The organism is Alteromonas sp. WD8-37 (genome assembly GCF_055326825.1).
In genome coordinates this window covers 488,367-512,601 of record NZ_JBUZOV010000001.1, presented here as the reverse complement: position 1 = coordinate 512,601, position 24,235 = coordinate 488,367, and the positions used below count along the sequence as shown (strand labels likewise).

The 24,235-nt window shown below is 51.8% G+C and carries 20 protein-coding genes; 6 read left to right on the top strand and 14 right to left on the bottom strand.

The window, feature by feature from the left end; translation table 11 throughout:
• Positions 1-28: 28 nt before the first annotated feature.
• Together zipA and smc are read right to left on the bottom strand one after the other, a co-directional pair.
• Positions 29-1,267: a cell division protein ZipA gene (gene zipA / locus ACTUJZ_RS02390; RefSeq protein WP_463634661.1), complete on the bottom strand. Its 1,239-nt coding sequence runs from the start codon at positions 1,265-1,267 to the stop codon at positions 29-31.
• A 20-nt stretch (positions 1,268-1,287) separates the two neighbouring features.
• A complete protein-coding gene (gene smc, locus ACTUJZ_RS02385; RefSeq protein WP_463634660.1) occupies positions 1,288-4,752 on the bottom strand; it encodes a chromosome segregation protein SMC in 3,465 nt (1,154 codons plus the stop codon).
• A gap of 220 nt (positions 4,753-4,972) precedes the next feature.
• Between smc and cysZ the strand changes: the two genes are divergently transcribed.
• Positions 4,973-5,710, top strand: coding sequence for a sulfate transporter CysZ (gene cysZ / locus ACTUJZ_RS02380; protein ID WP_463634659.1), 738 nt, complete (start codon positions 4,973-4,975; stop codon positions 5,708-5,710).
• Here the strand turns inward: cysZ and ACTUJZ_RS02375 are convergent.
• Both ACTUJZ_RS02375 and nlpI read right to left on the bottom strand, forming a co-directional pair.
• The gene (locus ACTUJZ_RS02375; protein WP_463634658.1) at positions 5,707-7,146 is read right to left on the bottom strand and encodes a tetratricopeptide repeat protein; all 1,440 of its coding nucleotides are present in this window, start codon (positions 7,144-7,146) and stop codon (positions 5,707-5,709) included. The two genes, cysZ and ACTUJZ_RS02375, sit on opposite strands and share 4 nt — an antisense overlap.
• 8 nt (positions 7,147-7,154) lie before the next feature.
• On the bottom strand, positions 7,155-8,048 hold the full coding sequence (gene nlpI / locus ACTUJZ_RS02370) for a lipoprotein NlpI (protein WP_463634657.1): 894 nt from the start codon (positions 8,046-8,048) through the stop codon (positions 7,155-7,157).
• On the opposite strand from nlpI, the gene cdd reads away from it, so the two are divergent.
• The gene (gene cdd / locus ACTUJZ_RS02365; protein WP_463634656.1) at positions 8,043-8,624 is read left to right on the top strand and encodes a cytidine deaminase; all 582 of its coding nucleotides are present in this window, start codon (positions 8,043-8,045) and stop codon (positions 8,622-8,624) included. The two genes, nlpI and cdd, sit on opposite strands and share 6 nt — an antisense overlap.
• 18 nt (positions 8,625-8,642) lie before the next feature.
• Here cdd and ACTUJZ_RS02360 read toward each other — a convergent pair whose 3' ends face one another.
• Complete coding sequence (locus ACTUJZ_RS02360; protein WP_463634655.1) at positions 8,643-8,951, bottom strand: DUF1244 domain-containing protein; 309 nt, start codon at positions 8,949-8,951, stop codon at positions 8,643-8,645.
• 58 nt (positions 8,952-9,009) lie between these two features.
• The gene (pnp, locus tag ACTUJZ_RS02355) at positions 9,010-11,127 is read right to left on the bottom strand and encodes a polyribonucleotide nucleotidyltransferase (RefSeq protein WP_463634654.1); all 2,118 of its coding nucleotides are present in this window, start codon (positions 11,125-11,127) and stop codon (positions 9,010-9,012) included.
• Positions 11,128-11,469: 342 nt separating this feature from the next.
• Between pnp and ACTUJZ_RS02350 the strand changes: the two genes are divergently transcribed.
• Positions 11,470-12,024, top strand: a complete 555-nt coding sequence (locus ACTUJZ_RS02350; protein WP_463634653.1) for an HNH endonuclease — start codon at positions 11,470-11,472, stop codon at positions 12,022-12,024.
• On the opposite strand, the gene ACTUJZ_RS02345 is transcribed toward ACTUJZ_RS02350, so the two are convergent.
• The 6 genes from ACTUJZ_RS02345 to ACTUJZ_RS02320 all read right to left on the bottom strand — a co-directional run bounded on the left by ACTUJZ_RS02345 (position 12,021) and on the right by ACTUJZ_RS02320 (position 18,747).
• Positions 12,021-12,899: a mechanosensitive ion channel family protein gene (locus ACTUJZ_RS02345; protein ID WP_463634652.1), complete on the bottom strand. Its 879-nt coding sequence runs from the start codon at positions 12,897-12,899 to the stop codon at positions 12,021-12,023. The two genes, ACTUJZ_RS02350 and ACTUJZ_RS02345, sit on opposite strands and share 4 nt — an antisense overlap.
• 113 nt (positions 12,900-13,012) lie before the next feature.
• On the bottom strand, positions 13,013-14,260 hold the full coding sequence (locus tag ACTUJZ_RS02340; RefSeq protein WP_463634651.1) for a glutamate-5-semialdehyde dehydrogenase: 1,248 nt from the start codon (positions 14,258-14,260) through the stop codon (positions 13,013-13,015).
• Positions 14,257-15,366 carry a glutamate 5-kinase gene (gene proB, locus ACTUJZ_RS02335; protein ID WP_463634650.1) on the bottom strand — a complete coding sequence of 370 codons (1,110 nt, stop codon included), beginning with the start codon at positions 15,364-15,366 and terminating at the stop codon, positions 14,257-14,259. Before proB ends, ACTUJZ_RS02340 begins: the two co-directional genes overlap by 4 nt.
• Positions 15,367-15,379: 13 nt before the next feature.
• Entirely contained in the window at positions 15,380-16,879 is a 1,500-nt protein-coding gene (gene putP / locus ACTUJZ_RS02330) for a sodium/proline symporter PutP (protein WP_463634649.1), read from the bottom strand.
• Positions 16,880-17,214: 335 nt separating this feature from the next.
• Complete coding sequence (locus ACTUJZ_RS02325; protein ID WP_463634648.1) at positions 17,215-18,222, bottom strand: DNA topoisomerase IB; 1,008 nt, start codon at positions 18,220-18,222, stop codon at positions 17,215-17,217.
• A 9-nt stretch (positions 18,223-18,231) separates the two neighbouring features.
• Positions 18,232-18,747 carry a hypothetical protein gene (locus ACTUJZ_RS02320; RefSeq protein WP_463634647.1) on the bottom strand — a complete coding sequence of 172 codons (516 nt, stop codon included), beginning with the start codon at positions 18,745-18,747 and terminating at the stop codon, positions 18,232-18,234.
• A 392-nt stretch (positions 18,748-19,139) separates the two neighbouring features.
• Between ACTUJZ_RS02320 and ACTUJZ_RS02315 the strand changes: the two genes are divergently transcribed.
• Positions 19,140-19,694 carry a hypothetical protein gene (locus ACTUJZ_RS02315; RefSeq protein ID WP_463634646.1) on the top strand — a complete coding sequence of 185 codons (555 nt, stop codon included), beginning with the start codon at positions 19,140-19,142 and terminating at the stop codon, positions 19,692-19,694.
• 35 nt (positions 19,695-19,729) lie between these two features.
• Here ACTUJZ_RS02315 and ACTUJZ_RS02310 read toward each other — a convergent pair whose 3' ends face one another.
• Both ACTUJZ_RS02310 and ACTUJZ_RS02305 read right to left on the bottom strand, forming a co-directional pair.
• Complete coding sequence (locus ACTUJZ_RS02310; RefSeq protein ID WP_463634645.1) at positions 19,730-20,419, bottom strand: SDR family NAD(P)-dependent oxidoreductase; 690 nt, start codon at positions 20,417-20,419, stop codon at positions 19,730-19,732.
• The gene (locus ACTUJZ_RS02305) at positions 20,416-20,964 is read right to left on the bottom strand and encodes a DUF2878 domain-containing protein (RefSeq protein ID WP_463634644.1); all 549 of its coding nucleotides are present in this window, start codon (positions 20,962-20,964) and stop codon (positions 20,416-20,418) included. The genes ACTUJZ_RS02310 and ACTUJZ_RS02305 overlap by 4 nt, the downstream gene beginning before the upstream one ends.
• 232 nt (positions 20,965-21,196) lie before the next feature.
• On the opposite strand from ACTUJZ_RS02305, the gene ACTUJZ_RS02300 reads away from it, so the two are divergent.
• Together ACTUJZ_RS02300 and gdhA are read left to right on the top strand one after the other, a co-directional pair.
• Positions 21,197-22,822, top strand: a complete 1,626-nt coding sequence (locus ACTUJZ_RS02300; RefSeq protein ID WP_463634643.1) for a diacylglycerol kinase family protein — start codon at positions 21,197-21,199, stop codon at positions 22,820-22,822.
• Positions 22,823-22,886: 64 nt separating this feature from the next.
• On the top strand, positions 22,887-24,227 hold the full coding sequence (gene gdhA, locus ACTUJZ_RS02295) for an NADP-specific glutamate dehydrogenase (RefSeq protein ID WP_463634642.1): 1,341 nt from the start codon (positions 22,887-22,889) through the stop codon (positions 24,225-24,227).
• Positions 24,228-24,235 lie beyond the last annotated feature (8 nt).

Below are 24,235 nucleotides of genomic sequence, written 5' to 3'. Positions count from 1 at the left end.
GGCCACCCTGAACAGGATGGCCGGCAGATTAGTGTCGGGCAACCATCCGTCGCCGTTCAAACTCTCGGATTTTTTCGATATATTGCTGCAAGCCCTGTTTGGTCAGCACACTGCGCCGGCCATCAAGGATCTGTGCATCAAATTCATCTGCAATTTTGCGCGCCGCATTATGCATCATATTAAACACCTGATGCGCATCACCTTCGATGGGCAAAATCATAAACAGCGAGACACCCTGGGTACTAAATACTTCCAGATTATCGATGTCAAAGCTGCCAGGCTTGAACATATTGGCCAGGCTGAACAGCACCGGGCCTTTGCCGTTAGAATTTACATGGCGATGAAAGATATCCTGGTCACCAAATTTGAAGCCTAATGTCAGCAACAATGGCAATAACGCCGCTCCTGAGATGGCTTTATTATCTGCAGCGCGCACATTCAAGATCAGCACCTCTTGCTGTGCAGGTTGAGTCTCAGCCTTGCTGGCCGGCTCGTCGGTCTGCCCATCAGCTTTGGCAACGGCTGCTTTAGGCTCATCAAAATCGATGCGCATCTGATCATCGCCAAAATTAGGTTCCTGGCGCTGACGCGGGCTGCTATGCCGGCGAATTTTGTGTTGGTCTGACTCTGCCTGGTCAGCCTGCGGCTGTTGGCTGTCTAACTCAAACGCCTCCATATCGGGCTCTGCTTTGTGGGCAGCGTCTGCGAACTCGGGCGTCTGGGATACTGGCGTAGCCGCTTCAGTAGACGTCGCGGCTTTCGCTTTATCATCCGACTCTTTAAGCAAAAAGCCCGGTGGCGCCGGAATGTTTTCGTCACACTGCTCATCAGATGCTGTGCCGGTACTTGCGGAGGACTGCATATGTGGCTTAGGGTTGCTCACCACCGAGCCGTATAGTTTTTCCGCCACAGGTTTTTCTGTTGTCGATGAAGTTGTCAGCGCATCAGCGGGCGCCGCGGTTTTGTGATCAGCAGTTGACTCGCTGCTGGCGCTTGCTGAACTTTCAGGCTGGCGACGTTCGGATACGACCCGCACCTTGCCCACACCCAGTTCATCGTAATCTTCCTGGCCGCCGCGTTCATCAAATAATGGATCGTCGGTTGAGTCATCCTGCCACTGGCTGTCATCCCAGTTGCCGGGTTCAACTCGCTCGCGTCGCCGTTCAGACTGATTATTTTTGCGGATCTTCCACATGCCGTGCGCCAAAACGCCAACAATGATAAAGGTTCCGATGATCAATAATGACAGACGTAATTCATCTTCCATCTTAATTAAGTCGCCCTTTGTTATGCTTCTACGAATGCCATGGCTTCATCCACATCCACCGCCACCATGCGTGACACGCCCGGTTCGGCCATTGTCACCCCGGTGAGATGGGTTGCCATTTCCATAGCAATTTTATTATGGGTGATATATATAAATTGCACTGTCTGCGACATCTCTGACACCAGGTTACAAAAACGCCCGACATTGGCATCATCCAACGGCGCATCCACTTCGTCAAGTAAACAAAATGGCGCTGGATTGAGCCTGAAAATTGCAAAAACCAATGATAAAGCGGTTAACGCTTTTTCTCCACCGCTTAATAGATGAATCGTACTATTTTTCTTACCCGGCGGACGCGCCATGATGGTCACCCCGGTTTCCAGCAGATCATCGTCGGTCAATTCCAGGTAAGCTGAGCCGCCGCCAAACACTTTGGGAAACAGTGCTTTTAAGTCTTCGTCAACCTGATTAAAGGTACTGGCAAAGCGGCTGCGGGTTTCTTTATCGATTTTGCGGATGGCAGCCTGCAGGGTTTCCAGCGCTTCCTGTAAATCCTCACACTGCTCATCCAGCTGTGCTTTACGGGCGGCTTGTTGCTGGTACTCTTGTACTGCGGCCAGGTTGACAGCGCCCAGTCGCGCTACCGCTTTAGAACAGCGTGTCAGCGCTTGCTGCAATGTGCTCTCCTGCGCATCAGACGGTAGGGTGTCCAGCACAGTTTGCAACCGGGTATCCAGCTCGCTAAATTGCTCCAGCAGTGCATCGGCCCGGGCGCGCTGGCTTTCAATTTCAATGGTCAGGCTGTCAATGCGCTGCTGCCGGCTGTGCAAAGATTGTTGTAAGGACTGCTGGGCTTGCTGACTGTCGTTAATCACCTGCTCGTGCCGGGTCAGCTCATCGCGCGCCTTAGTCAGATTAGCTTCCAACTCCTGCTGCGCGGCCAGCAATGATTGTAAGCGAGTGTGCTGACTGTCCAGGGGGGCGGCTAATTGCTGCATTTCCTCTTCTAAACCGGCCAGTTGCGCAGCAATTCGTTGTTGCTGCTGGTCGCTACGAGTAGCCTGTTCACTATATCGGGTTTGCTGGCTGGATTGTTGTTCAATGCGCAGCGCCAGCTGATGCTGTTGACTGGTGTACTGACGTTGCCGGGCGCGCTGCTGTTCAACCTCGGCCGCGCGCTGGTCATGGCGCCCCTGCAGTTCGTCGGTTTGCTCACCCAGCGCCTCCAGCTGGCCTTCCAGTAGGCCTAACGAATCACTCAGATGCTCCAGCTGTCCGGCTTCATCAGCCTCCAGCTGCTGCTGGCGGGCATACTCTTCACGCAGTTTATTTAGCCGGTCGGCATGCCGCTGTTGTGCCTGCTCTAATAACTCAATACGTTCGTTGGCCGCCTGCAGGCTGGCCTGGCGGGCGCGCCACTGGCTGTGGCACTCCAGCGCATACTGGCGAGCGGCTTCTAACGCATCGGCTGCGTCAGCGCGCTCCTGATCAGAAGTTTGCAGCTGTGCGTTAACAGCTTCAAGTTCGGCAGTTAATGTTGCAATCTGGGTGGTGCGCTGGAGGGCACCGGCATTATCGTGCTGGCCTGGCACAAAGCTGGCGTCGGGCCCAAAAATCTCGCCCTGAGCGGTCAACAACCACTGTCCGGGGCACAAACTAGCCTGCCGGGCCCGAGCCTGCGTGGCATCGGGGCAAAGCAAAAACTGGTTAAATACCTTGGGTACCAGGCTGCCCTGCTCCAACACACCGGCCAACGTTTGCGATACCCCTGTATCTGGCTTATGTAACTGCGCCGGGGCCAGGATCAGCTTGCCGGGCGGTAGCGTCTCATTCTCGTTGGCGCCGTTAGCATCTTGCACCAACGGCTGATGTAAAAATGCCAGGGCACTTTCAGCTGCCTGCTGCCAGTTGGGTGAAACCTGAATGTGCTGCCACAGCGGCTGGCCCGAAAAGCTTGACGGCGTGGTTTGTGTAGCAGCCTGCTGCATCTGTTGCAAGCCGGCGATACGCGCGTCCAATGACTGCTGTTGCGACTGGCAGGCCGCATAGGCTTGCCGCGCGCTATCATCCACCTGCCTGGCCTCAGCCAATTGCTGTTCGGCCTGCTGGTATTGCTGGTCGGCCGCTGAAACCTCCTGAGTGAGCGTTTGTTGCTGGTCCCGGGCCTGAGCCAAATCTGCCTCGTAGGTCTGCTGTTCCAGCTCAGCCACATCCTTTTTAAGTTGCTGTAAACGCTCAAAGGTTCGCTGTTGCACACTCAGCGCCGACTGGATCTGGCTGTGTGCCTGCTGAACCTCATCTTTTTTATGCTGATATCGCTGCTGCACATCACGGAGCGTGCTGGCCACCTGCAGCTGTGCCTCCTGGGCCTGCTGAAGTGCCTCATCACATTGCTCGCGCTGGGCCTGCGCTAAATCATATTCGGGCTGCAATTGAGCCAGTTCATTTGTGGCTGCCTGCGCTAACTGGCGTGCTTCGGCGACTGCATCCTGCAAGGCACCTTGCTGGGCCACTAATTCCTGATGTTGCTGCTCAATGGCTGTAAGCCGCTGTTGACTGTGCAGGCTGCTTTGCTCAAGGCGGGTTATATCTGTGCCCAGGGTAAATTTTTGTTGTTGCCAATCATCCAGTTTCAGCCGCGCCTGGTTGGCTTTTTCCTTCACCAGTAACAGCCGGGTTTCGTCTTGCTGGGCGCTGGCCTGCAACGCATCAAGTTCCCGCTGCGCGACCTGTTGCTGGCTGGTCAGGGCTCGGCACTGGGTATCGTGGCCACGCCAGCGTAATGCCGCCAGCTGGCCTTTGAGATGACGCTCCTGGGCTTTTAGCTCGGTGTATTGTTTGGCCGCTGCAGCCTGTTGCGATAATTTGTCCAACTGCGCAGTCAGTTCGCCGCGCACATCATCCAGCCGTTCCAGGTTTTCCTGGGTATGCCGGATCCGATGCTCGGTATCCCGGCGACGCTCTTTATAGCGCGACACCCCGGCGGCTTCTTCTAAAAAATTACGCAATTCCTGGGGCCGCGACTCAATCAGTCGGGAAATCATGCCCTGTTCAATAATGGCATAGCTGCGCGGACCCAGCCCGGTGCCCAAAAACACATCGGTGACATCTTTACGCCGGCAACGGGTGTTATTTAAAAAATAGGTGGATTGTCCTTCCCGCGTCACCAGCCGCTTGACCGCTAATTCGGCATAGCCGGCGTATTCACCGCTAAGGCGCTGGCTGTCATTATCAAACACCAGCTCAACCGAACACTGCCCCACCGGCTTACGTGCCGACGAGCCATTAAAAATCACATCGGTCATGGCATCGCCACGCAGATTTTTAGCCGAGCTTTCGCCCAGCACCCAGCGTACCGCATCAATCACATTGGATTTGCCACAGCCATTGGGCCCGACAATGGCGGTCATGTCGCCGGGAAACGGGATCGTGGTGGGATCGACAAACGACTTAAAGCCGGCCAATTTGATTTTTTTTAGCCGCACCGCGAGCGTATCCTTTGCTGAGCAGATGGCGCGCGAGGCCGCCGGACGGTATCACGAGGTTGGCGCATAATATTGGCGCATAAATACTGCGTTTGCGTTCATAGACAGGGAGTTATTATTATGGGTGAACTGTAGCAGAACTCACAGGTTGTAACAATTCAGATTTGGCCGGCACCAGGCCCGGCCCGCTATACTGGCGTAATTTGCACAAGGAGAAACAATGATACAACGAAGTGGTGTGGCCTATTTTAGCAGTGGCTTTCGCCTGATCCGAACCAAAGGCCTAAAGCGCTTTGTTTTTGTGCCGCTGGCGGTCAATCTACTGTTGTTCGCCACCGCATTTTATTTTTTATTCGGCCAGATTGAGCTCGGTATTGCGTATCTGCTCAATATGGTGCCCGACTGGTTGGGGTGGGCCAAAACTGTGTTGCTGTATTTATTATGGCCGATTGCGGTGATCAGTGTGTTACTGGTGTTTGCCTTACTCTTTGGCACCCTGGCCAACTGGATTGCCGCGCCCTTTAACGGCATTTTAGCTGAAAAAGTGGAGCGCCATCTCACCGGGCAGGATCTGGGCGACGAAGGCCTGCTTAGCCTGGTTAAGGATGTTCCCCGTACCTTAGGCCGGGAACTGGCCAAACTGATGTGGTATCTACCCCGGGCAGCCGGGTTTTTCTTGTTGTTTTTATTTGTCCCGATCATCGGTCAGCTGATTTGGTTTTTATTTTCCGCCTGGATGCAGGCCATTGTTTACTGTGATTATCCCTACGATAACCACAAAGTGCCATTTACTCGCATGCGGGCGCACTTAGGTCAGCACAAAGGCCGTGCCCTGTCCTTTGGCATGATGGTTAGCCTGTTTTCGCTGATCCCGGTGGTGAATTTTATCGTGATGCCGGTGGCCATTTGTGGCGCCACCGCCATGTGGGTGCATGAATTACGCGAAGAAATGATCTAGTCAGATGCCGGGGTGGCATTAAAAGCATTGTAACGCTTAAGCCACTTACCGGCCTTGGCCTGCTCGCCGCCATAGTGAAAGCGCTGAAACAGATTCATAAACACCGGCCGTTGCTGCTCGGGCTCGGCCAGTTGTTGTTGCCATAAGCGTAGATACAACGGCGGGATCTCACCGCTGTCATGGTGTTCCATGAACGTGATCTGATTGCTGGGTTTGTAGGCGGTCTGGCCCAGCGCCGCGCACGAACGCGACGGCGCAATCTGTAGCTGCTCATCCAGCCCCACCCACTGTTGCACCCGGCTAAGCGGTGCATAGGTCAGTTTTCCCGCCACCACCAGGTTGGGCACACTGCGGCCATCGCAATATTGTTCAGCCACCGCATCGGGTAGCGGGTATTCATCCACAAAGCCGGCAAAATGCGCCAGTTCGTGCACCATCACCGAATAACTGTCGGACAAATCCAGGTACATCACGCCATTGTTCACATTGGCTTTGCCGGCATCATCCACCACAATCACATGGGTCGCCTGACGGGTTTCTATGGCGTCGCTGATCATGGTGATATCACAGCCTAAGCGCTCTGCGCCCTGCCAGCTGGCTGAACAGGTCAGTTCATCTTCTGCCAGCCAAATCGGAGGCTGCAAACAAATTGGCAGGCTCGCCAGGCGGTCATCCCGGGTAAATTCAGTATACAACTGGCTGGCCCGTTCAATGCTGGACAGTGAGGTCGCAAACATCTGAATCTTTTGCGCGCACTGGCCAGCCGGCGGCCAGGCTACCGGCGCTACCTGAGCACTGGTTTGCGGTGAATACTGTTGCATGATCCCCAGCAAGCGGCTGGCCATCTCATGACCGCCATCGCTGGCCCGGGTCAGCCAGGCCACGCCCTGCTCGCTCTGGCCGTCCTCAAACAGCATGCGGCCCAGTTGAAACGCACTTTGAGGATAGTCGTTGGCGGTTTTTTCCAGCCATGGACGGGCTGCTTCCGGCTGTTGCTTTAGCAGATACCAGTCAGCCAGTGCCGCCTGAGCCGGTAAGTGGCCCTGGCGGGCTGCCCGGGTCAGCCATTTTTCACGGCCGTTGGCATTATCATGGCTTAAGGCCAGCTCCATCTGGGCCTGGGGTACGCCACCTAATGCGGCCAGCCGCATCAAGCGGTCACTGTCGGCCGCTTCGGCATTCAGTTCGTAGAGGGCCCAGGCTGCCTCGGGATTGCGCAGCCGCACCAGTTGCTCCAGCCAATAGTCTTGCTGCTGTTGTTTAGCCAGGGCAACCAGCTGTTGTTGAGCGGTTTTACTGCCCTGACGGGCGGCCGCCCACAACAGCGCACCAGGCGCGTCGGCCTGACCGGCGTTGTGTAACAATTGTGGAGGATAACGGCCCCAGTCGGAGGCCACCAGCACCAGCGACAACAAAGCAATGATTAACCCGCGCATAGCGTTGCTTAGTGGCCGGCATCATCGGGATGTTGGCGTAACAGTCGCAATTCCTTGCGCGCATAGCGGTGCTCGACATAATCATGCACATTGGTGCTTAGCGCCAGCTTGAAATAATTGGCCGCGATGCCGTTGTTGTGCTGTGCACTGTGCCACTTGCCGAGGTAAAAATAGGCTTCGCACAGTCGTTCAGTCAGCTCGCGCTGATTGCCAATTCCTTCAATCAGAGTGCCCAGCAATTGCTGTTCCGACAACTCGCCCAGGTAAAAATCCACCAGCCGGATGGCCCAGTGGCCTTCCTGCAACTCATCGCGGACCTGGAGCAAAAATGCCTGGCCCTGACTATCATCCTGTTGCGCTAATGCATAATACACCCACAATGCGCGAAACGGGTCGCCAGGCTCTTTGCTGTAAAACATTTGCAGATCTTTCACCGCCAGATCAGCTCGATCACCGTAGTACAGCGCAATACCGCGGTTTAAAAAAGCAAAATCGTAGTCAGGGTTGATATCCAGGGTCGAGTCAAATGCTTCGTAGGCCTGAATGTATTCGTTTTGCTGGATAAAGTGGATGCCCATGGAATTGTGAGCTGCCGCCATATCCGGTTTTAGCTGCAAGGCCTGGCTGTAATCAAATTGAGCTAGCCCACCCAGGCCAACACTGTCGTATAACATGCCACGCTGAAACACGAGTTCGGCGCGCTCATCGTCACTGAGCTCTTCACTGGCCAGAATCTGGTTGTAACGCACAATCGCCATTTGTGCCCGCGGACTCACCGGGATCGGCTCCGCCAGCAGCAGGTTGCCCATCTGCGGTTGACCGGATTCGGTGGGAGTTTGAGCACATCCACCCAAAAGCAAGGCAGATTGCAAAAAAACAATGAGACATATTAGTTTGTGCATGTTAAAAATGGCATCACTTTTGTAAACTTTGAAATAGGGTATTCACGTTGTCACCCTTTACACACATCACTGGCCAGCACATCAATTCGGCATTTTTTGCCGCTGCTTAACAGGCGCAACCATCGCCCATTTGTCAGAAAAAGTAAAGCCTCTGTGCGTGAATACAGGAATTGTATGGACAGTAAAACACTTCAGGCGTTAACAAAACACGCCTTTGCTGCGCAACAGCATGCGCACGCCCCTTATTCCCGGTTTAATGTGGGCGCCGCCCTGATCACCGAAGACGGTGAGATTTTCACCGGCTGTAATGTTGAAAATGCCGCCTACCCGCTGGGCCAGTGCGCTGAAGCCACCGCCATCGGCAGCATGGTCGCTGGCGGCCAGCGCACCATTAAAGCCATTGTCATCGCCAGCCCCAATGACGAGCCTTGCTACCCCTGTGGTGGCTGCCGTCAAAAGATCGCCGAATTTGCCGGCGATGATGTACCGGTCTATATGGCCACCCAACTGGGCGAGCCTGAGCACGCCTCAGTGGGTGATTTGTTGCCCCGGGCCTTTCGTTACCAGGCCAAATAAAAGTTTAGCGGCGTCTGCCTAGCCGTTGGCGTTTTTTTCCGCCTGACGGGCCTGGTAGGCGTCTAGCTGTTGCTGCGTCGCGGGTAATTGATACAGTTTTTTCCATTCGGCATACGGCATCTTATAGATGATCTCCCGCGCAGCTTCATAATCAAGTTCTTCACCCCGCTCATTGGCCGCGGCTACATACCACTTGGCCAGGCAGTTCCGGCAAAAATCGGCCAACACCATCAGCTCAATATTTTGCACTTCTTTGTGCGCATCCAGATGATCCAGTAAGTGCCGAAAGGTGGCAGCTTCGATTTCAGTTTGTAGTTGTTTATCCATGATTTTCTCCAAACAAAAAAGGAGGCCAGCGGCCTCCTCTTACATATCACAATGACGCTTACTCGCCTTGTTCGTTTTGCTCTTTAGGTGCTGGTTTTTCCAACAGCTCTTTGATGCTTAAACGAACCCGGTTTTGACGGTCAATTTCCATTACTTTGACATCCACCATCTGTGCTTCTGACAGGTAATCAGACACCTTGTTCACCCGCTCGTGAGCGATTTGAGAAATGTGGACCAGGCCTTCTTTGCCCGGCAGCACTTCTACAAAAGCACCAAAGTCAACGATGCGGGTAACTTTACCGTGGTAGGTTTTGCCCACTTCGATTTCTGCAGTCACCTGCTCGATCTTACTAATCGCAATATCGGCTTTAGCGCGCTCGGTGGCAAAGATCTTAATGGTACCGTCATCTTCGATTTCGATGTTGGTATCAGATTCTTCAGTGATCTGACGAATCATGGCGCCGCCTTTACCAATGACATCGCGGATCTTATCCTGGTCGATCTTCATGGTGTAAATACGCGGTGCAAATTCGCTCAGTTCTTCACGGTGACCCGCGATGGCTTCATCCATCACACCCAAAATGTGCAGACGCGCTTCTTTAGCCTGCTTCAGGGCAATCTGCATGATCTCTTTGGTGATACCTTCGATTTTGATATCCATTTGCAGTGCAGTGATACCGTCGGTAGTACCGGCCACTTTAAAGTCCATGTCGCCCAGGTGATCTTCGTCACCCAGAATGTCCGACAGAACCACAAAGTTTTTATCACTTTTCACCAGACCCATGGCAATACCCGCCACAGAAGCCTTGATCGGTACACCGGCATCCATCAGCGCCAAAGAAGTACCGCACACAGACGCCATAGACGACGAACCATTTGATTCAGTGATTTCAGACACCACACGAACCACATATGGGAAATCTTCTTCGCTTGGCATTACTGCCTGGATACCACGCTTGGCCAGACGACCGTGGCCGATTTCACGACGCTTGGGGGAGCCCATCATACCGGTTTCGCCGACACAGTATGGAGGGAAGTTATAGTGCAGCATGAAGCGGCTGTCGCGCTTGCCCTGCAGCTCGTCAATCATCTGCGCATCACGCTCTGTACCCAGAGTGGCAGCAACCAGTGCCTGGGTTTCACCGCGAGTAAACAACGCAGAACCATGAGTCCGGGGCAATACGCCAGTCGCAACGTCCAGTGCACGGATCATTGCCGGGTCACGGCCATCGATACGCGGCTCGCCGGCCAGAATGCGTGAACGTACCACGTCACTTTCCAGGTCGTGTAGCAGATTCAGCACTTCTTTTTGGTCTTGCTCTGGATCCTGCTCCAGGATCTCGGCCAGCGCTTTTTCAGTTACAGCAGTAACCGCATCTTTACGCGCCATCTTGTCGGAGATTTGATAGGCCTCAACCATGCCGCTGTGCGCAGCCGCGTTAACCTTGTCTTTTAACGAGGTGTTTTCGGTTTTTGGCTGCCAGTCCCAGGCTTGCGTGCCGACCTGACCAGCAAAATCGGTAACAGCATCAACCACAGTTTGCATTTGCTCGTGACCAAACATCACCGCGCCCAGCATCACATCTTCAGATAGTACGCTGGCTTCTGATTCCACCATCAATACGGCGCTTTGGGTACCAGCAACCACTAGGTCCAGCTGGCTTTCTTCAGCTTCAGACGCACGGGTATTCAGAATGTATTCACCGTTAGAATAACCAACCCGGGCTGCACCAATCGGGCCGTTGAACGGAATACCAGAGATGGCCAGCGCAGCAGATGTACCAATCATTGAAATGACGTCGGTAGGGATTTCTGGATTGGCCGACATCACTGTGATTACTACCTGAACTTCATTTTTGAAGCCTTCAGGAAACAATGGACGAATTGGACGGTCGATCAGACGCGCAATCAGGGTCTCGCCTTCAGACGGGCGCCCTTCACGCTTGAAAAAGCCGCCCGGAATCTTACCCGCAGCATAGGCTTTTTCCTGGTAGTTAACCGTTAACGGGAAAAAGTCCTGATCTTCTTTGGCTTCTTTTTTACCCACTACGGTGACTAATACAGACGTGTCGTCCATGCTGGCCATCACAGCAGCGGTTGCCTGACGTGCAATTACGCCGGTTTCTAACGTGACAGTATGCTGACCATACTGAAATGATTTTGTAATAGGAGTCACTATTTGTCCTTTATTTACTTGTCTCTTTAGCTAAATTTTTCGCTTTTCAACGCGGCGCATAGTATAGCTTTGAAATGATAGCAATACCATTAGCGCGAAATAATTATCTGAGGCGGTGGCCGCTTTTACGTCTCACGGCGGCTCGCCGCCCCCCTAAATGGCAGTTACCCTACCAACGGGTGGCAAAAATGCCAAGCAAACATCTGTGATATTTTCTCGCCACCGCCCGTTGCCGCTTCAGCAGCTGATAAATTGGTAAAAAAACTGCCTTTTTGCTGATATTTTCATCACTATGGCGTATTTCGACGTATGCTAATAGTAGGCGATGATGGGAGTTAACGGATGCTAGTACTACGCTTAAACAAAGCCGGCATGCCCCAGGAATGGATCCACCCCGAGCAGGCGGCGCGGCTCTACTGCCAAAATAAAATTTTATTCGAGCTGGGTGAAGACAGTCGAGTGTTGCATGGGGGAATAAATTGTCTGGGGGTGCAGAGCCGGCTGCGGCTGGCATCGATCATTGCCTGTGATGGCAAGGTAACGGATTTGTCTGGCAAGATCGCCCTGACCAACCGCTATTTGTTCCGCCGCGATAATTGCCTGTGTTTGTATTGTGGCCAGACATTTACGCCGCGCCAGCTAACTCGGGATCACATTTTACCGCGCTCGCGCGGTGGCCAGGACAGCTGGACCAATGTGGCTACTGCCTGCCAGCGCTGCAATCATGCCAAAGGCGCGCGCACGCCGGAAGAAGCCGGAATGCCATTATTAGCGGTGCCCTTCAGGCCCAACGTGTATGAGCGATTTTATTTAATGAACCGGCGTATTCTGGCCGACCAGATGGTGTTTTTAAGTAGCCATTTTACCCACCGCCGAGACTGGCAGATTACCGCTTAGCTGACCGCTGGTTTGTCGGCCGATGCATCCTGCTCGGCCAGGGCACGATGCCACAGGTTCATCCAGTCAGCCGAAATTTTTTGCTGCAGATCATGGGCTTCATCGGTGGGGCAAAACAGCGCCACCGACACCACGATATGGCCGTATTCATTGGTCTCGATACCAATAGTTGGGTCAATCTGAATAAATTCTACTTCCATATGGCGCTCAATCAGACTTTTATACCGTTCGGCCACATCGCGGTAAAACTCACAATGGGCGCGGGCCCGGGCAATAAAAGAAGGCAGCAGGCTATACGGGTTCAGCTTGGCATCATTGGTAATCGAAAAGGTGTGCAGTTTATACCGGCGTAAAAAGTTCAGGTTTTTAACCATCTGAGTAACCAGGTGGCTATTAGGCACATACACATGCTTACCGGTGTAATCATGGGTTTCCTCGTCGATTTCCAACAAGGCAGTTTTAGCCCAATCCATTTCCACCACTTCGCCCACCACCTTATTCATTTGCACCCAGTCACCTACCCGGAAGGGTTTGGCGCCCAGATAATAAATAAAGCCCAAGAAGCACTGAATAAATTCGCGCATGGCAATCACAATGGCCACCATAAACGCGGCGATGGAAATAGCCAGGCTTTGGATTTCTGAGCCCCACACCAGGATCAACAAGATAAACAAAATGCCGTTGCTGACTTGCTCCAGCAGATTCAAGGTATGCCGACGATCTTCGCCCTTGCGCCGACTGCGCAGGCGAATTAGCTTCAGTACGCCGCGTTGCAACAGCAAAAACAGGATGACAATGATTGCCGAAGTGACAATTTTATTGTCAGAGGCAAAGGTGGTCAGCTGCTGCCAAAAAACATCAACGGTGTACTGCACTAGCGATCTCCCTGGTTGCATCGATAACATTCTGATGCGCATAAAAAAACACCGGGCTTTTCAGCCCGGTGTCTATTATGACGAATGCGGTGAAGGGTAACAATCCCGCAGGATTAATTTCTTATTTGACCTTCGCCATGCACCAGATATTTTTCAGTGGTCAGAGACTCTAAGCCCATAGGCCCGTAGGCATGTAGCTTAGTGGTGGCGATACCAATCTCGGCGCCCAGACCCAGCTGACTGCCGTCAGAAAAGCGCGATGACGCGTTGACCATCACCACAGACGCATCAACTGCCAGTTGGAACATCTTGGCAGTATCCATGTTTTTGGTGCAAATCACTTCAGTATGGTTACTGCCGAATTCAGCAATGTGGCCCAGCGCCGCATCAAAGTCGTCAACTACCCGAATGGCAATTTCCAGACCCAGATATTCGGTACCAAACTCATCGTCACCAATCACATCGGCATTATCAAAGTATTGGCTACCCGCTTTGTTTACATGCACTGTCACACCGTGTTCAGCAAATGCTTTGGCCACACGGGGTAAAAAGTCATCAGCAACCGCTTTGTGTACCACCAGCCCTTCCAACGCATTACATACGCCGGTACGTTGAGTTTTGCCGTTTAACAAAATATCCAGCGCCTGGTCCAAATCGGCATCTTTGTCTACATACAAATGACACACACCTTTGAAGTGCTGAATAACCGGTACCTTGGAATTTTCGGTTACATAATTGATCAACCCTTCACCACCGCGAGGGATAATCACATCAATATAATCGCGCTGTTCCATCAACTCTTGCATCAGTTCACGGTCCGGATTAGGCACTACCGTAATCAGTGCTTTTGGCAAATCATGTTTTTCCAGCACATCCTGCAGCAGGCCTGCGATAGCCAGGCTGCTATCCAGCGCTTCTTTACCACCACGCAGAATAACCGCGTTACCAGACTTAAAGCATAATGCACCAGCATCGGCTGTTACATTAGGACGCGCCTCATAAATCATGCAAACGACGCCTAACGGGATGCGCATCTTTTGAATCTTAATGCCATTAGGACGGGTGCCGATATCCCGAGTCTGACCGGCTGGGTCATCCAGGTCAATAATGACCTCGATCCCTTTGGCCATATCTTCAATGCGGTCGTCATCCAGAACCAAACGGTCCAGCAACGCTGCATCTAAGTTATTTTCTTTCGCCCGTGCAACTTCTTTTTCATTTACCGACTTGATGTGGTCTTTGTTATTGCGAATGGCCGCCGCCATATCTTTTAATACTTCGTTTTTTTTGGCGGTATCAAGCACTGCCAATCGGGTAGCAGCGTGTTTCGCGTCATGCGCAAGTTGGGTAATTAAACTCATTCCTTCTCCAAATTTGCTAAGTGTTGATTCGAGATGATAGGACCGGTTTTTTCTTCAAACTCGGTAGCGAATTCTTCGCTATCCTGCTTGGCGATAAAGTTCAGCAGACAACTGCTGTAATTGGATCTGGCTTTTACCAGCTTGGTGCCGTCATCTTTACGCACCAAAATGGTATCGCCGACAGAAAATTCGCCTTTAACATCTACAATCTCACTACTGGTTAACTCATCGGTATTGTCTTCCAGGGAGGCAGCAAAGTTGCTCTCCACAATGACTTCACCCTGCGCATTGGATGTATGTCGCATCCAGTGCACATTTTCTTCCATCGGTACTTCGTACGCCTGGAAGTGGGTCCCCGGATTTTTACCGTCCAGCAACATATTAAACGACAGCTCGGTAAAGCCGTTGATGATGAAGGTGTCTATACCATGGGAAACCGCTTTTTCGGCTGCCTCAATTTTGGTGCGCATACCACCGGTACCCACCCCGCCTTTGACAGCGCCGCCGGCCATGGCATAGATACTTTCATCAATGTTTTCAACCCATGAGAGCAGTTTTGCATCGTCATTTTCATGGGGATTTTTGTCATACAACCCGTCGATATCTGAACAGATAATTAATGCATCGGCATCGCCGGCGGCGGCTACCATGGCAGACAGATTGTCATTGTCACCTACCTTCAGTTTGTCGGTAGTGACAGTGTCGTTTTCATTTACAATGGGCAAAATATTATTGTCCAACAATGAAAACAGCGTTTCGCGAACACTGACATAACGTTCGCGGTCACGCAGATCGGCGTGAGTCAGCAGCACCTGGGCCGACGGAAAGTCGAACAGTTTATCCCAGGTTGAAATCATTTCGGTCTGCCCCGCCGCTGCCATTGCTTTTTTAACTGCAATGTCAGACGTTTCTTGATTTGGAAACATGTGTGAGCCAGCAGCCACGGAGCCTGAAGATACCAGTATCACCTGGATCCCTTCTGCCCGACATTTAACAATAAACTGCGCGATGCTCAGTAAGTAATGGCTGCTGCAACCTTGCTGATTTGGCGCAATCAGGGCACTTCCTACTTTAATTACAATGCGTTTCCAATTTGCACGATTCATAGCTTCAATCACCTTAAGACTGTTGTTCTGCTAATTCCTGACTGGCCTGCGTAAACATCTTCTGCACATTTTCGCTTGGCGCATGGTCCAGTGCTGATATCACCCACAGCGTCAGTGTACTGACGATAAAGCCGGGGACGATTTCATAAATAACACTACTTAGCGTGTTACCGTCTGCTAATACAGGGGCATAAATCCAGAACAAGACTGTTGCTGCGCCGGAAATAATGCCCCACAGCGCCGCCTTTTGCGTCAGGTCTTTCTTATACAGACAAAACAGCACCAATGGACCAAACGCCGCCCCAAATCCTGCCCAGGCATTGCTCACCAGCGACAAGATGGTATTTGACGAATCCATCGACAGCAGCAGCGCCACCAGAGCCACTCCGGCTACACCAATTCGGCCAATAGTGACAGTTTTTTTCTCATCCACCTCTTTAGAGGTGACCACCCGATAAATATCTTCGGTCAGCGAGCTAGCTGAGACCAGCAGCTGGGAAGAAATGGTACTCATAATAGCGGCTAAGATAGCTGCCATTAAAAAACCACTGATTAGCGGGTGAAATAGCAGTTGTGAAAATAAAATAAAAATAGTTTCCGGGTCATCCACCTGCAAGCCAAACTGATTGGCATAGGCAATCCCGACAAAGCCGGTACCTAGCGCACCAATAATGGTTACCAGCATCCACGACATGCCGATATTGCGCGCAGTGCTAACCGCCTTGACCGAACGAATTGCCATAAAGCGCACAATAATGTGCGGCTGACCAAAGTAACCCAGGCCCCAGGCTAAACTTGATATAATCCCTACCGCTGTCATGGCCTGCCAGGATTCCACCAGCCCGGGTACAGACTCGCCGGCTGCGGCGCTCATCTGAGCAGCACTGTCAAACTCGGTAAAAGCCACAAACGGTACTAGTACCAGTGCCACAAACATAATGCAGCCCTGCACAAAGTCGGTCATGCTGACTGCCAAAAAACCGCCCAGCAAGGTGTAAGACACCACCACGCCTAAGGTAATAATCAAGCCCCAGCCATATTGCACATCAAAGGCACTTTCAAATAACTTGCCGCCGGCAACCAATCCCGCCGACGTATACAAGGTGAAAAACAGCACAATGATAACTGCCGACACAATGCGAATACTGGAGCTGGCCTGGCCGAACCGCTTGGCGAAAAATTCCGGCACGGTTAGCGAATCATCAGCCACCTCGGTGTACACACGCAATTTTGGCGCTACCAGCAGATAGTTTGCCAGTGCACCAGCCAACAAGCCGATTGCAATGTACATAGCATCAAACCCGGTTACGAACATTGCACCAGGCAACCCCATTAGCATCCAGCCACTCATGTCAGATGCGCCGGCTGATAATGCGGTTACCTGGGGACTCACGGCACGTCCGCCCAGAATGTAGCCCGAAATATCGCTGGTAGATTCGCGGTAAGCAAATAGCCCGATACCCAGCATGGCAAGAAAATAAATCGCCAGTGAAATGTAGCTTTCAATCGGCATATTCGGTCGATGACTCCTTCATTCGTTAATCATGTATGACGCTGAATTAGTATTTTTCAAGCGTCACCCTTTAATTTGAGTTCTAACTATATCAGTGAAAAAGTGAGGATTGCAAATGCGTAAGGTGGGATGACTGCCTGAAACAGCCACTTCAACGCAAATGATTATTGAACCCTCTGTTAACATTTAAAACCTCAAGCTTGTTAAGGCATATGCGTGATTTTAAAGCTTTTCATAGCGCTAATTGTTAAGCACTTTATTGTTAACAGAGTGTGAAATGACCGCCTATTTTTCCATTCAAAGCGGATTTATATTCATTTCAATTGAATTATATTTTAGCCAGCTTTTTCGGCGATTATCTGACCTAATATCTGCTCAGTCTGGCTAATGGATTCATCGGCGATCCTGACATTGGCCAAAATTTGATTCATTTGCTCTATCATAGGCTGGCGGTGCTGCTCGCTTTCCACCAGGCGAAACAAATGCGGATGCAAATAATACTGGCGGCACACCGTGGGCGTGTTGCCCAACATCTTAGCGACGTGTTTAGTCAGGGTCGCTGGCCAGCTACGGCGCTGATTTTGCAAAATTTGTTGTTCGATGTCCGGCAGCGACAACAGCGCGAAGCGGCTGGCACCCCAGGTACGAAAATCCTTGCACGAATACTGCTCACCGAGATGCTGATGAATAAACTGGTTTACATCATCAGAATCCACGTCGTGCCAGCGACCACGCTCATCTTCATAACGAAACAAGGCATAGCCACGCTCTTGAGCACTTTGCGAGACCAGGTCAGCCAGCTCAGGATCTTCGATATCTACCTGCCGCGGTTTGTTGTGTTTACCCACAAACGACAGACTGACCTGACTATCGGCCTGTTGCACGTGCTTACGGCGCAGGGTGGTCAGGCCATAGGTTTGATTTTGCTGGGTGTATTGGCGATTGCCAATACGTAAGCCGGTGTGGTCAAGTAACAGGCACACCAGCGCCAGGGTTTTATCAATTTGCCAGTCAGGTTGATCCACCCATTGCCAACAGGCCTGGCGAAAGTCAGGTAATACCTGTCCAAATTCGGCCAGCCGGCTAAATTTCGCCGCTTGCTGGCGCTTGTGCCAGTCCGGGTGATATATATACTGTTTGCGATTTTTTTGGTCGTAACCGGTCACCTGTAAATCGGCTGAGGGTTCTGAGGCAATCTGCACATCCTGCCAATTGGGCGGGATCACTAGCCTGTCAATACGCTTCAAAACCCGCTGAGCGTTTACTTTGCGGCCACTGGCATAGTAATACGCAAACCCTTTACCAAATTTTTTGCGTCGGATCCCTAGCTCCGCTGCACTCATGCCTGCTCCTTATGCGTGTTGCCACATTTTGGTAACCCCCGCCACGCGCTGCCCGAACAGGTAGGCCGATGCATCGGATGCGGTGCTGGCAGAGAGCCCCCAATCATCGCCGCTGGCTGCCTGCACGGGTACTGACCGCCCGGTCATTTCATCGGCGACCCAAATCATATGATGGGAAGCGCAGAATAACGATAATTCCAGCAGACAAGACAGCTGCTGCGGCTGTGACAGCGCAGGGTCGCCAAGAACAGCCGCTACCTTGTCGCGCCATAAGCCTTGTTCACGACATGGCCCACTGGCTTGCATCAGCGCAGTAAATTCACACTTTGAATCAAACCGGGCAACGCCAGGCTGAAATATCAAACCGTCAAAAAGGTGCAATTGGTTTACCTGCGCTACGGCGTCACGGGCGCTAAATACCGTAGCGTTGCCTTGCCCGCCACTGATCCCCTGTTCTAGAGCGTGGGTAAGTGAATGTGTACTCTCTGTGCAACTGGAGTGAATGATGGCCAGTGATGTGGTCATGCCGGGCCTCCGGGGTTTAAGCGCCTGATTTGTTACCAGCGCATCTTTATTTGAAAACAAAGTTGCAATTGTTTTGCCAGTCAGGCCTACCATTTTTGAATGAGAGGTCAGCCAGTGTCATACCTAACTCTGTCCGTGGTAGCGCGGGGAACTTCGCCTGACTACGCGGTTGGCTGAGTATAGGCAGACTGGAAAATATTGCACATGACGGGCAAATGTTGCGCAGTGAAGCAGCGCCCAGCGGCCAGGCGGTAGCTAAGTCTGTGCTGGCACAGCAAAAAAACATCGGGCATGAGCGGCATGTTTCTTGGTTATTTGTTATGGTTTGTTTATTTATTTATTTGGTTATTTTCCGCCCGGGTTGTATGGCGGAACAACATCAGGTAGTTGTTATGAGTCAAGATTCCACATTGGAAGAAATGCGCGCTGCAGTGTTAAGTTCACAACATACTCAAATCGCTGCAGTGTTTGATAACGAGCAACAAGCCCGCGACAGCCTGGCCGAGCTGGAAGAGGCCACCGAAATCAGCCGCGCGCAGGTTACTCTCATTGATCCTAACGATGCTCACTTTAGTGAAAAACTGGAAGGCGATAGCCAAAAACTGGGTAGGCATATGTGGCATGCCCATCTGCTGTTAGGAGCACTGGGTCTGGTCATCGGTATGCTGGTAGGCTGGTTGCTGGTGAATTTCGGCCCCGCGCTTACCCGTAACAATCCTTTGTTCACCTATATCGCCATGATCAGCCCCGGCATCTTTGTCGGGCTGTTTATCGCCGGGCTGGTGAGTCTGCGTCCGGACCGCAGTGAAATTATCGACACCGTACGCCACGCTATTCGGCGCAAGCAGTTTGCCATCGTGGTTAACCTGAAAAAAAACCAGTCAGTAAAAACAGTCAGTGACGTGCTGGACCGAAAAAGTCGCAAAGTGGTTGAAGCGGCATCATAAGAAAAAGGTTGGCCAGCGGCCAACCTTTCATTGGTTTACCAGTCGATTTGTTTTTTGTCCCGAAAGAACTGCCCGCTGGGCCCGTCTTCTTCCAGTTGGCCCAACCAAATTGCTGTTTCGGCCCCCTTTTCCGGAGAGCGCGGTGCATCTCGCCCGCCCATACGGGTGTGCACCCAGCCCGGGCACATCGCATTTATTTTGACATTTTTGTCCGGGTCAATCTGATTGGCCAGGTTTAGGGTCATGGCGTTAAGTGCGGCCTTACTGACAGCGTAGGCCAGCGGCCCTTCCATACCTTCGGCAAATGAGCCCCAGCCGGATGACACATTCACGATCCGGCCATAATTACGCTCCAGCATATTTGGCAGGACTTGCTGAATAAGGGCAAGTGGGCTGTTGACATGAACCTGCATCGAACGTTTCAGCTTACTGATATCCAGTTCATCCCATTTGGCGTCATCCATTACGCCGGCGTTGTTGACCAGCACATCGATTCGTCCGTATACCGCTTCGGCCCGAACGATTTCATCTATAGCACTTTGCTCGCTGGATAAATCAATTTCTATCACCTGAATGTCGGCGCCGACAATATCCTCTTTGACCTCTTCGGCGGCTTCTTCATCGCGGCTACCCATTAACACTTTACAGCCTGCTTTGGCATAACCTCGTACAATCTCCAGGCCAATGCCCCGGTTACCCCCGGTTACAAATACAATGGGTGTCATGTTCGCTCCTTTGCTGTTGCTGCTGAATTGAAAGAAAAATGTTGCTCTGTCTGCTTGCATATCCAGACACAAAGCGGAAAAGTTACCGCCCACACTGCGGCCAGCACGCCTAGGGTCAGCGCCAGGCTATAGTCAAACTCTACTGCATTAAATCGCTCACCCGCCCAATAACTAATGGGCCCAAATACTGCGCCAAGTGCAGCACAAATAGCATAGCGATGCTGTAAATAATTCAGACTGTAGGACAATGTCAGGGCAAAAGCGCCCCACAGTGCGACCAACCACAGGGGGATGGGTACAAAAAAGGTGGGCCCGGTAAATACAAAAATTGAGACCATTGTCAGAACACTGTCAATCAGTGTTCCCAGCACCATAATGGCGCCCATGCAGGCCAGGTCGCGCAGACGCTGATTGGATAAAATATAGAAAAGAATTAACAAACCGCCGATGACGTACCAGAAGCGATATTGGGTGAAGATGGCCAGTGCCCAGATCGACTGAAACCAGACAAAGTTTGCAATTTTTGTCAGCGTTGTGGCATTCATGGCAAAATTTCTGCATTAACCTTTTGTAATCAGGTGCATCATATTGGTTGGCAAACAATGACTCTGTGTTGCCCAATACCGGTTACCCCATAGCCAGGCCGGTATACACCTAAAATTGAACCAATTTTCGGATCATGCGTTATCTTTTTGATAACACCGTGATTTTGTTACGCAGCGAGCTGCAAGCGGTTCATAACAAGTTGCCCCATCCGCAAAAGGAGGATCTGTTCCGGTGAAAATGGTGAAGTATTATTTGTTGGGCATGGTCATTGCGCTACTACTGGCGGTGTGGGTGCCGACCCTGATTGCCACCTTACTGTTTGGCTGGATTGCCTTTTCATTGGGAGCGGTGTCGTTGGCCTATCTGTGCAACTACCCGTCGATGTTTCGCAAGCGAGAAGATGGCAGCATACCCATCTATGTGCGCTGGCTGTTCATTCCATTTTTAATCGGTACCGGTGCGTACAATCACTATGCTCGCAAACATGACAAAGTGCCGGCCATCCAGCAAATCGATGACCACCTGTTTTTAGCCTGCCGCCTGTTTGGTAAAGATGTGAAGGAACTCAAAGCCAACGGGGTCAACGCCATTCTGGATGTTACCGCAGAGTTCGACGGGCTGGACTGGACCGCTTACCAGCAGGATTTGGACTACCTGAATATTCCGGTGCTAGACCACACCAGTCCCACTGAAGATCAACTCAACACCGCCATTAACTGGATCGATCAGCAAATTGCCTCCGGCCGCAAGGTGGTGGTGCACTGTGCGTTGGGCCGCGGCCGTTCAGTACTGACCATGGCAGCTTATTTGTTAGCGCGTGACGACACTCTATCGGTTATGGACGCCATGAATAAGATTCAGTCGGTACGCTCTACGGCGCGACTGAATAAGCACCAATTGCGTTCGTTGAAAAAAGTCAAACAAGGCGGGCGTCTGAATCTGACCCGTACGCTGGCGGTGATTGCCAATCCGGTGGCCGGGGGCGGTAAATGGCAGGATGAAAAAGATGACATCCTGGCGCAGCTGAATCCTTATTTTAAAGTGGCGGTGTATGAAACCACTGAGCAACAAAATGGTACCGTGCTGGCGCAAAAGGCCATCGACAATGGGGCGAAAATTATTGTGGCCTGTGGTGGGGATGGCACCATCTCAGAAGCGGCTCATGCCTGTATCGGCCGCGATGTGACGCTAGGGGTTGTGCCGCTGGGCACAGCCAATGCCCTGAGTCAGGTGATCCATGGATTTTATTCACGCCTGGTGCCCATTAGCCATGCCTGCAGTGTGATTGTTGAAAATCATACTACTACCATGGATACCGCGGTGTGTAACGATAAAGTCATGTTGATGGTTGCAGCTGTGGGCTTTGAACAGCAAATGATTTCATCGGCGGATCGCGAGCAAAAAGATAACGGCGGCCAACTTGCTTATCTGCAAGGATTATGGGAGGCCATCAGTCAGAATCAGGCCCAGGAGCTTACCGTAACGTTTGATAATGACAAACCGCAAACCCTTACCACACCCAGTTTTGTAGTGGCTAATGCCGCTCCTCTGACAACCGCGCTGGCCCAGGGGGGTGATGAACCGGACATGACCGACGGCTTGTTAGATATCACCTGGCTGCAACCTCAGGAAGATGCTGATGAACAATTTTTATCATTGGCGGAGCTTGTATTCAGTGATGCTGCCAGCAAAAAATCCTCGCAGCGTCTGGCGCATCGCAGGGTTAAGAAGGTAAGAATTACTTTTGATCAACAAAAACAGTATGCGCTGGACGGCGAAATTTGGCAGGCAGAGACTATCACTATTGAATGTAAACCAGCCAGTTTGCGGGTGTTTTCCTACAGTGAACTGGATTAAGATGATCGGAGTGTTTGATTGGCAGGTACTCACAGTATCCGTAGGCATAAAAGATAAGTGACCGATGAGCAACCAATCAAACTTTGACGACTTTAATGACTGGATCACCCAACTCAATCCGCACCAGGATGAATATCTGCAAGCCACCCGAGATATCGCCCGGGATGTGATTGATGTATACCACGCTAATGCAGACTATAAACACTATGATGTTTTGCGCCGCCTGAGTGTGCCCGAACGGATTATCCATTTTTCCATTCAATGGATGAACAGCGAAGGCGAGATTGAGATTCACCAGGGCTGGCGAGTCCAGCACAATGGCATGATTGGCCCTTACAAAGGCGGCTTGCGCTTTCACCCTACCGTCAATGAATCCATTTTAAAATTTTTAGCGTTTGAACAGTGCTTTAAAAATGCATTGACCGGACTGCCCATCGGCGGAGCCAAAGGCGGCGCTAACTTCAACCCTAAGGGACGCCCGGAACAGGATATCATGCGCTTTTGTCAGGCTTTTATGCGCGAATTGCAACGCCATATTGGCCCCAATACTGATGTCCCGGCTGGCGATATCAACGTTGGCTCGCGTGAAATCGGCTTTTTGTACGGCGAATACCGGCGAATCAATAACCGCTTTGGTGGCGTGCTGACCGGCAAGGATTTAAGCTTTGGCGGCAGCCATGTACGTACCGAAGCTACCGGCTTTGGCCTGATTTACATGTTGCAGGCTGTGCTCAAACAGCATCATGAAAGTATCGAGGGTTTACGTATCGGGGTCTCCGGAGCCGGCAATGTAGCGTTGCATGCGGCGCTTAAAGCTACTGAGCATGGCGGCAAGGTAGTGACCTTATCCAATAGCCGCGGCTGCCTGGTATGCGAAAAGGGTTTGAGCGAAGAGGACATACAGTGGGCGATGGATAACAAACCCAAAGAAAAAAATGTGCTTAGCGCCCTGGCTAGCAATATTGATGCTGACTGGCATGATGGCAAAACTCCGTGGCACATCAAGATGGATGTGGCCCTGCCCTGTGCCACGCAAAATGAGTTGGATCAGGACGCCGCCAAGACACTGGTCAATAACAAAGTCCGCTATGTGCTGGAAGGTGCCAACATGCCATGTACCGATGGCGCACACCAAGAATTTGACCGCAATCAGGTTGTGTTTGTACCAGGCAAAGCGTCAAACGCTGGCGGCGTAGCCATTTCCGGCCTGGAAATGTCGCAAAACGCCAGTTTTCGGCGCGGCTCCTACGAGCAAATTGATGAAACCCTGGAAGAAATCATGCAGAGCATTCATCAGCAATGTGTGGAAGAAGGCCGGGGGGATGGCCGTATCAACTATGCGAAAGGCGCCAATATCGCTGGCTTCCGCCGGTTAGCTGACGCCATGGTGGCGCAGGGTATCTAGCAGATTTC

Bases quoted from the DNA above. Each gene is read 5' to 3' on its own strand.
- ACTUJZ_RS02315 (WP_463634646.1), top strand. From the start codon at position 19,140: ATGAGTCAAGATTCCACATTGGAAGAAATGCGCGCTGCAGTGTTAAGT.
- nlpI (WP_463634657.1), bottom strand. From the start codon at position 8,048: ATGCACAAACTAATATGTCTCATTGTTTTTTTGCAATCTGCCTTGCTT.
- gdhA (WP_463634642.1), top strand. From the start codon at position 22,887: ATGAGCAACCAATCAAACTTTGACGACTTTAATGACTGGATCACCCAA.
- ACTUJZ_RS02310 (WP_463634645.1), bottom strand. From the start codon at position 20,419: ATGACACCCATTGTATTTGTAACCGGGGGTAACCGGGGCATTGGCCTG.
- ACTUJZ_RS02305 (WP_463634644.1), bottom strand. From the start codon at position 20,964: ATGAATGCCACAACGCTGACAAAAATTGCAAACTTTGTCTGGTTTCAG.
- ACTUJZ_RS02375 (WP_463634658.1), bottom strand. From the start codon at position 7,146: ATGCGCGGGTTAATCATTGCTTTGTTGTCGCTGGTGCTGGTGGCCTCC.
- ACTUJZ_RS02325 (WP_463634648.1), bottom strand. From the start codon at position 18,222: ATGAGTGCAGCGGAGCTAGGGATCCGACGCAAAAAATTTGGTAAAGGG.
- proB (WP_463634650.1), bottom strand. From the start codon at position 15,366: ATGAATCGTGCAAATTGGAAACGCATTGTAATTAAAGTAGGAAGTGCC.
- ACTUJZ_RS02320 (WP_463634647.1), bottom strand. From the start codon at position 18,747: ATGACCACATCACTGGCCATCATTCACTCCAGTTGCACAGAGAGTACA.
- cysZ (WP_463634659.1), top strand. From the start codon at position 4,973: ATGATACAACGAAGTGGTGTGGCCTATTTTAGCAGTGGCTTTCGCCTG.
- ACTUJZ_RS02340 (WP_463634651.1), bottom strand. From the start codon at position 14,260: ATGAGTTTAATTACCCAACTTGCGCATGACGCGAAACACGCTGCTACC.
- ACTUJZ_RS02350 (WP_463634653.1), top strand. From the start codon at position 11,470: ATGCTAGTACTACGCTTAAACAAAGCCGGCATGCCCCAGGAATGGATC.
- putP (WP_463634649.1), bottom strand. From the start codon at position 16,879: ATGCCGATTGAAAGCTACATTTCACTGGCGATTTATTTTCTTGCCATG.
- zipA (WP_463634661.1), bottom strand. From the start codon at position 1,267: ATGGAAGATGAATTACGTCTGTCATTATTGATCATCGGAACCTTTATC.
- ACTUJZ_RS02360 (WP_463634655.1), bottom strand. From the start codon at position 8,951: ATGGATAAACAACTACAAACTGAAATCGAAGCTGCCACCTTTCGGCAC.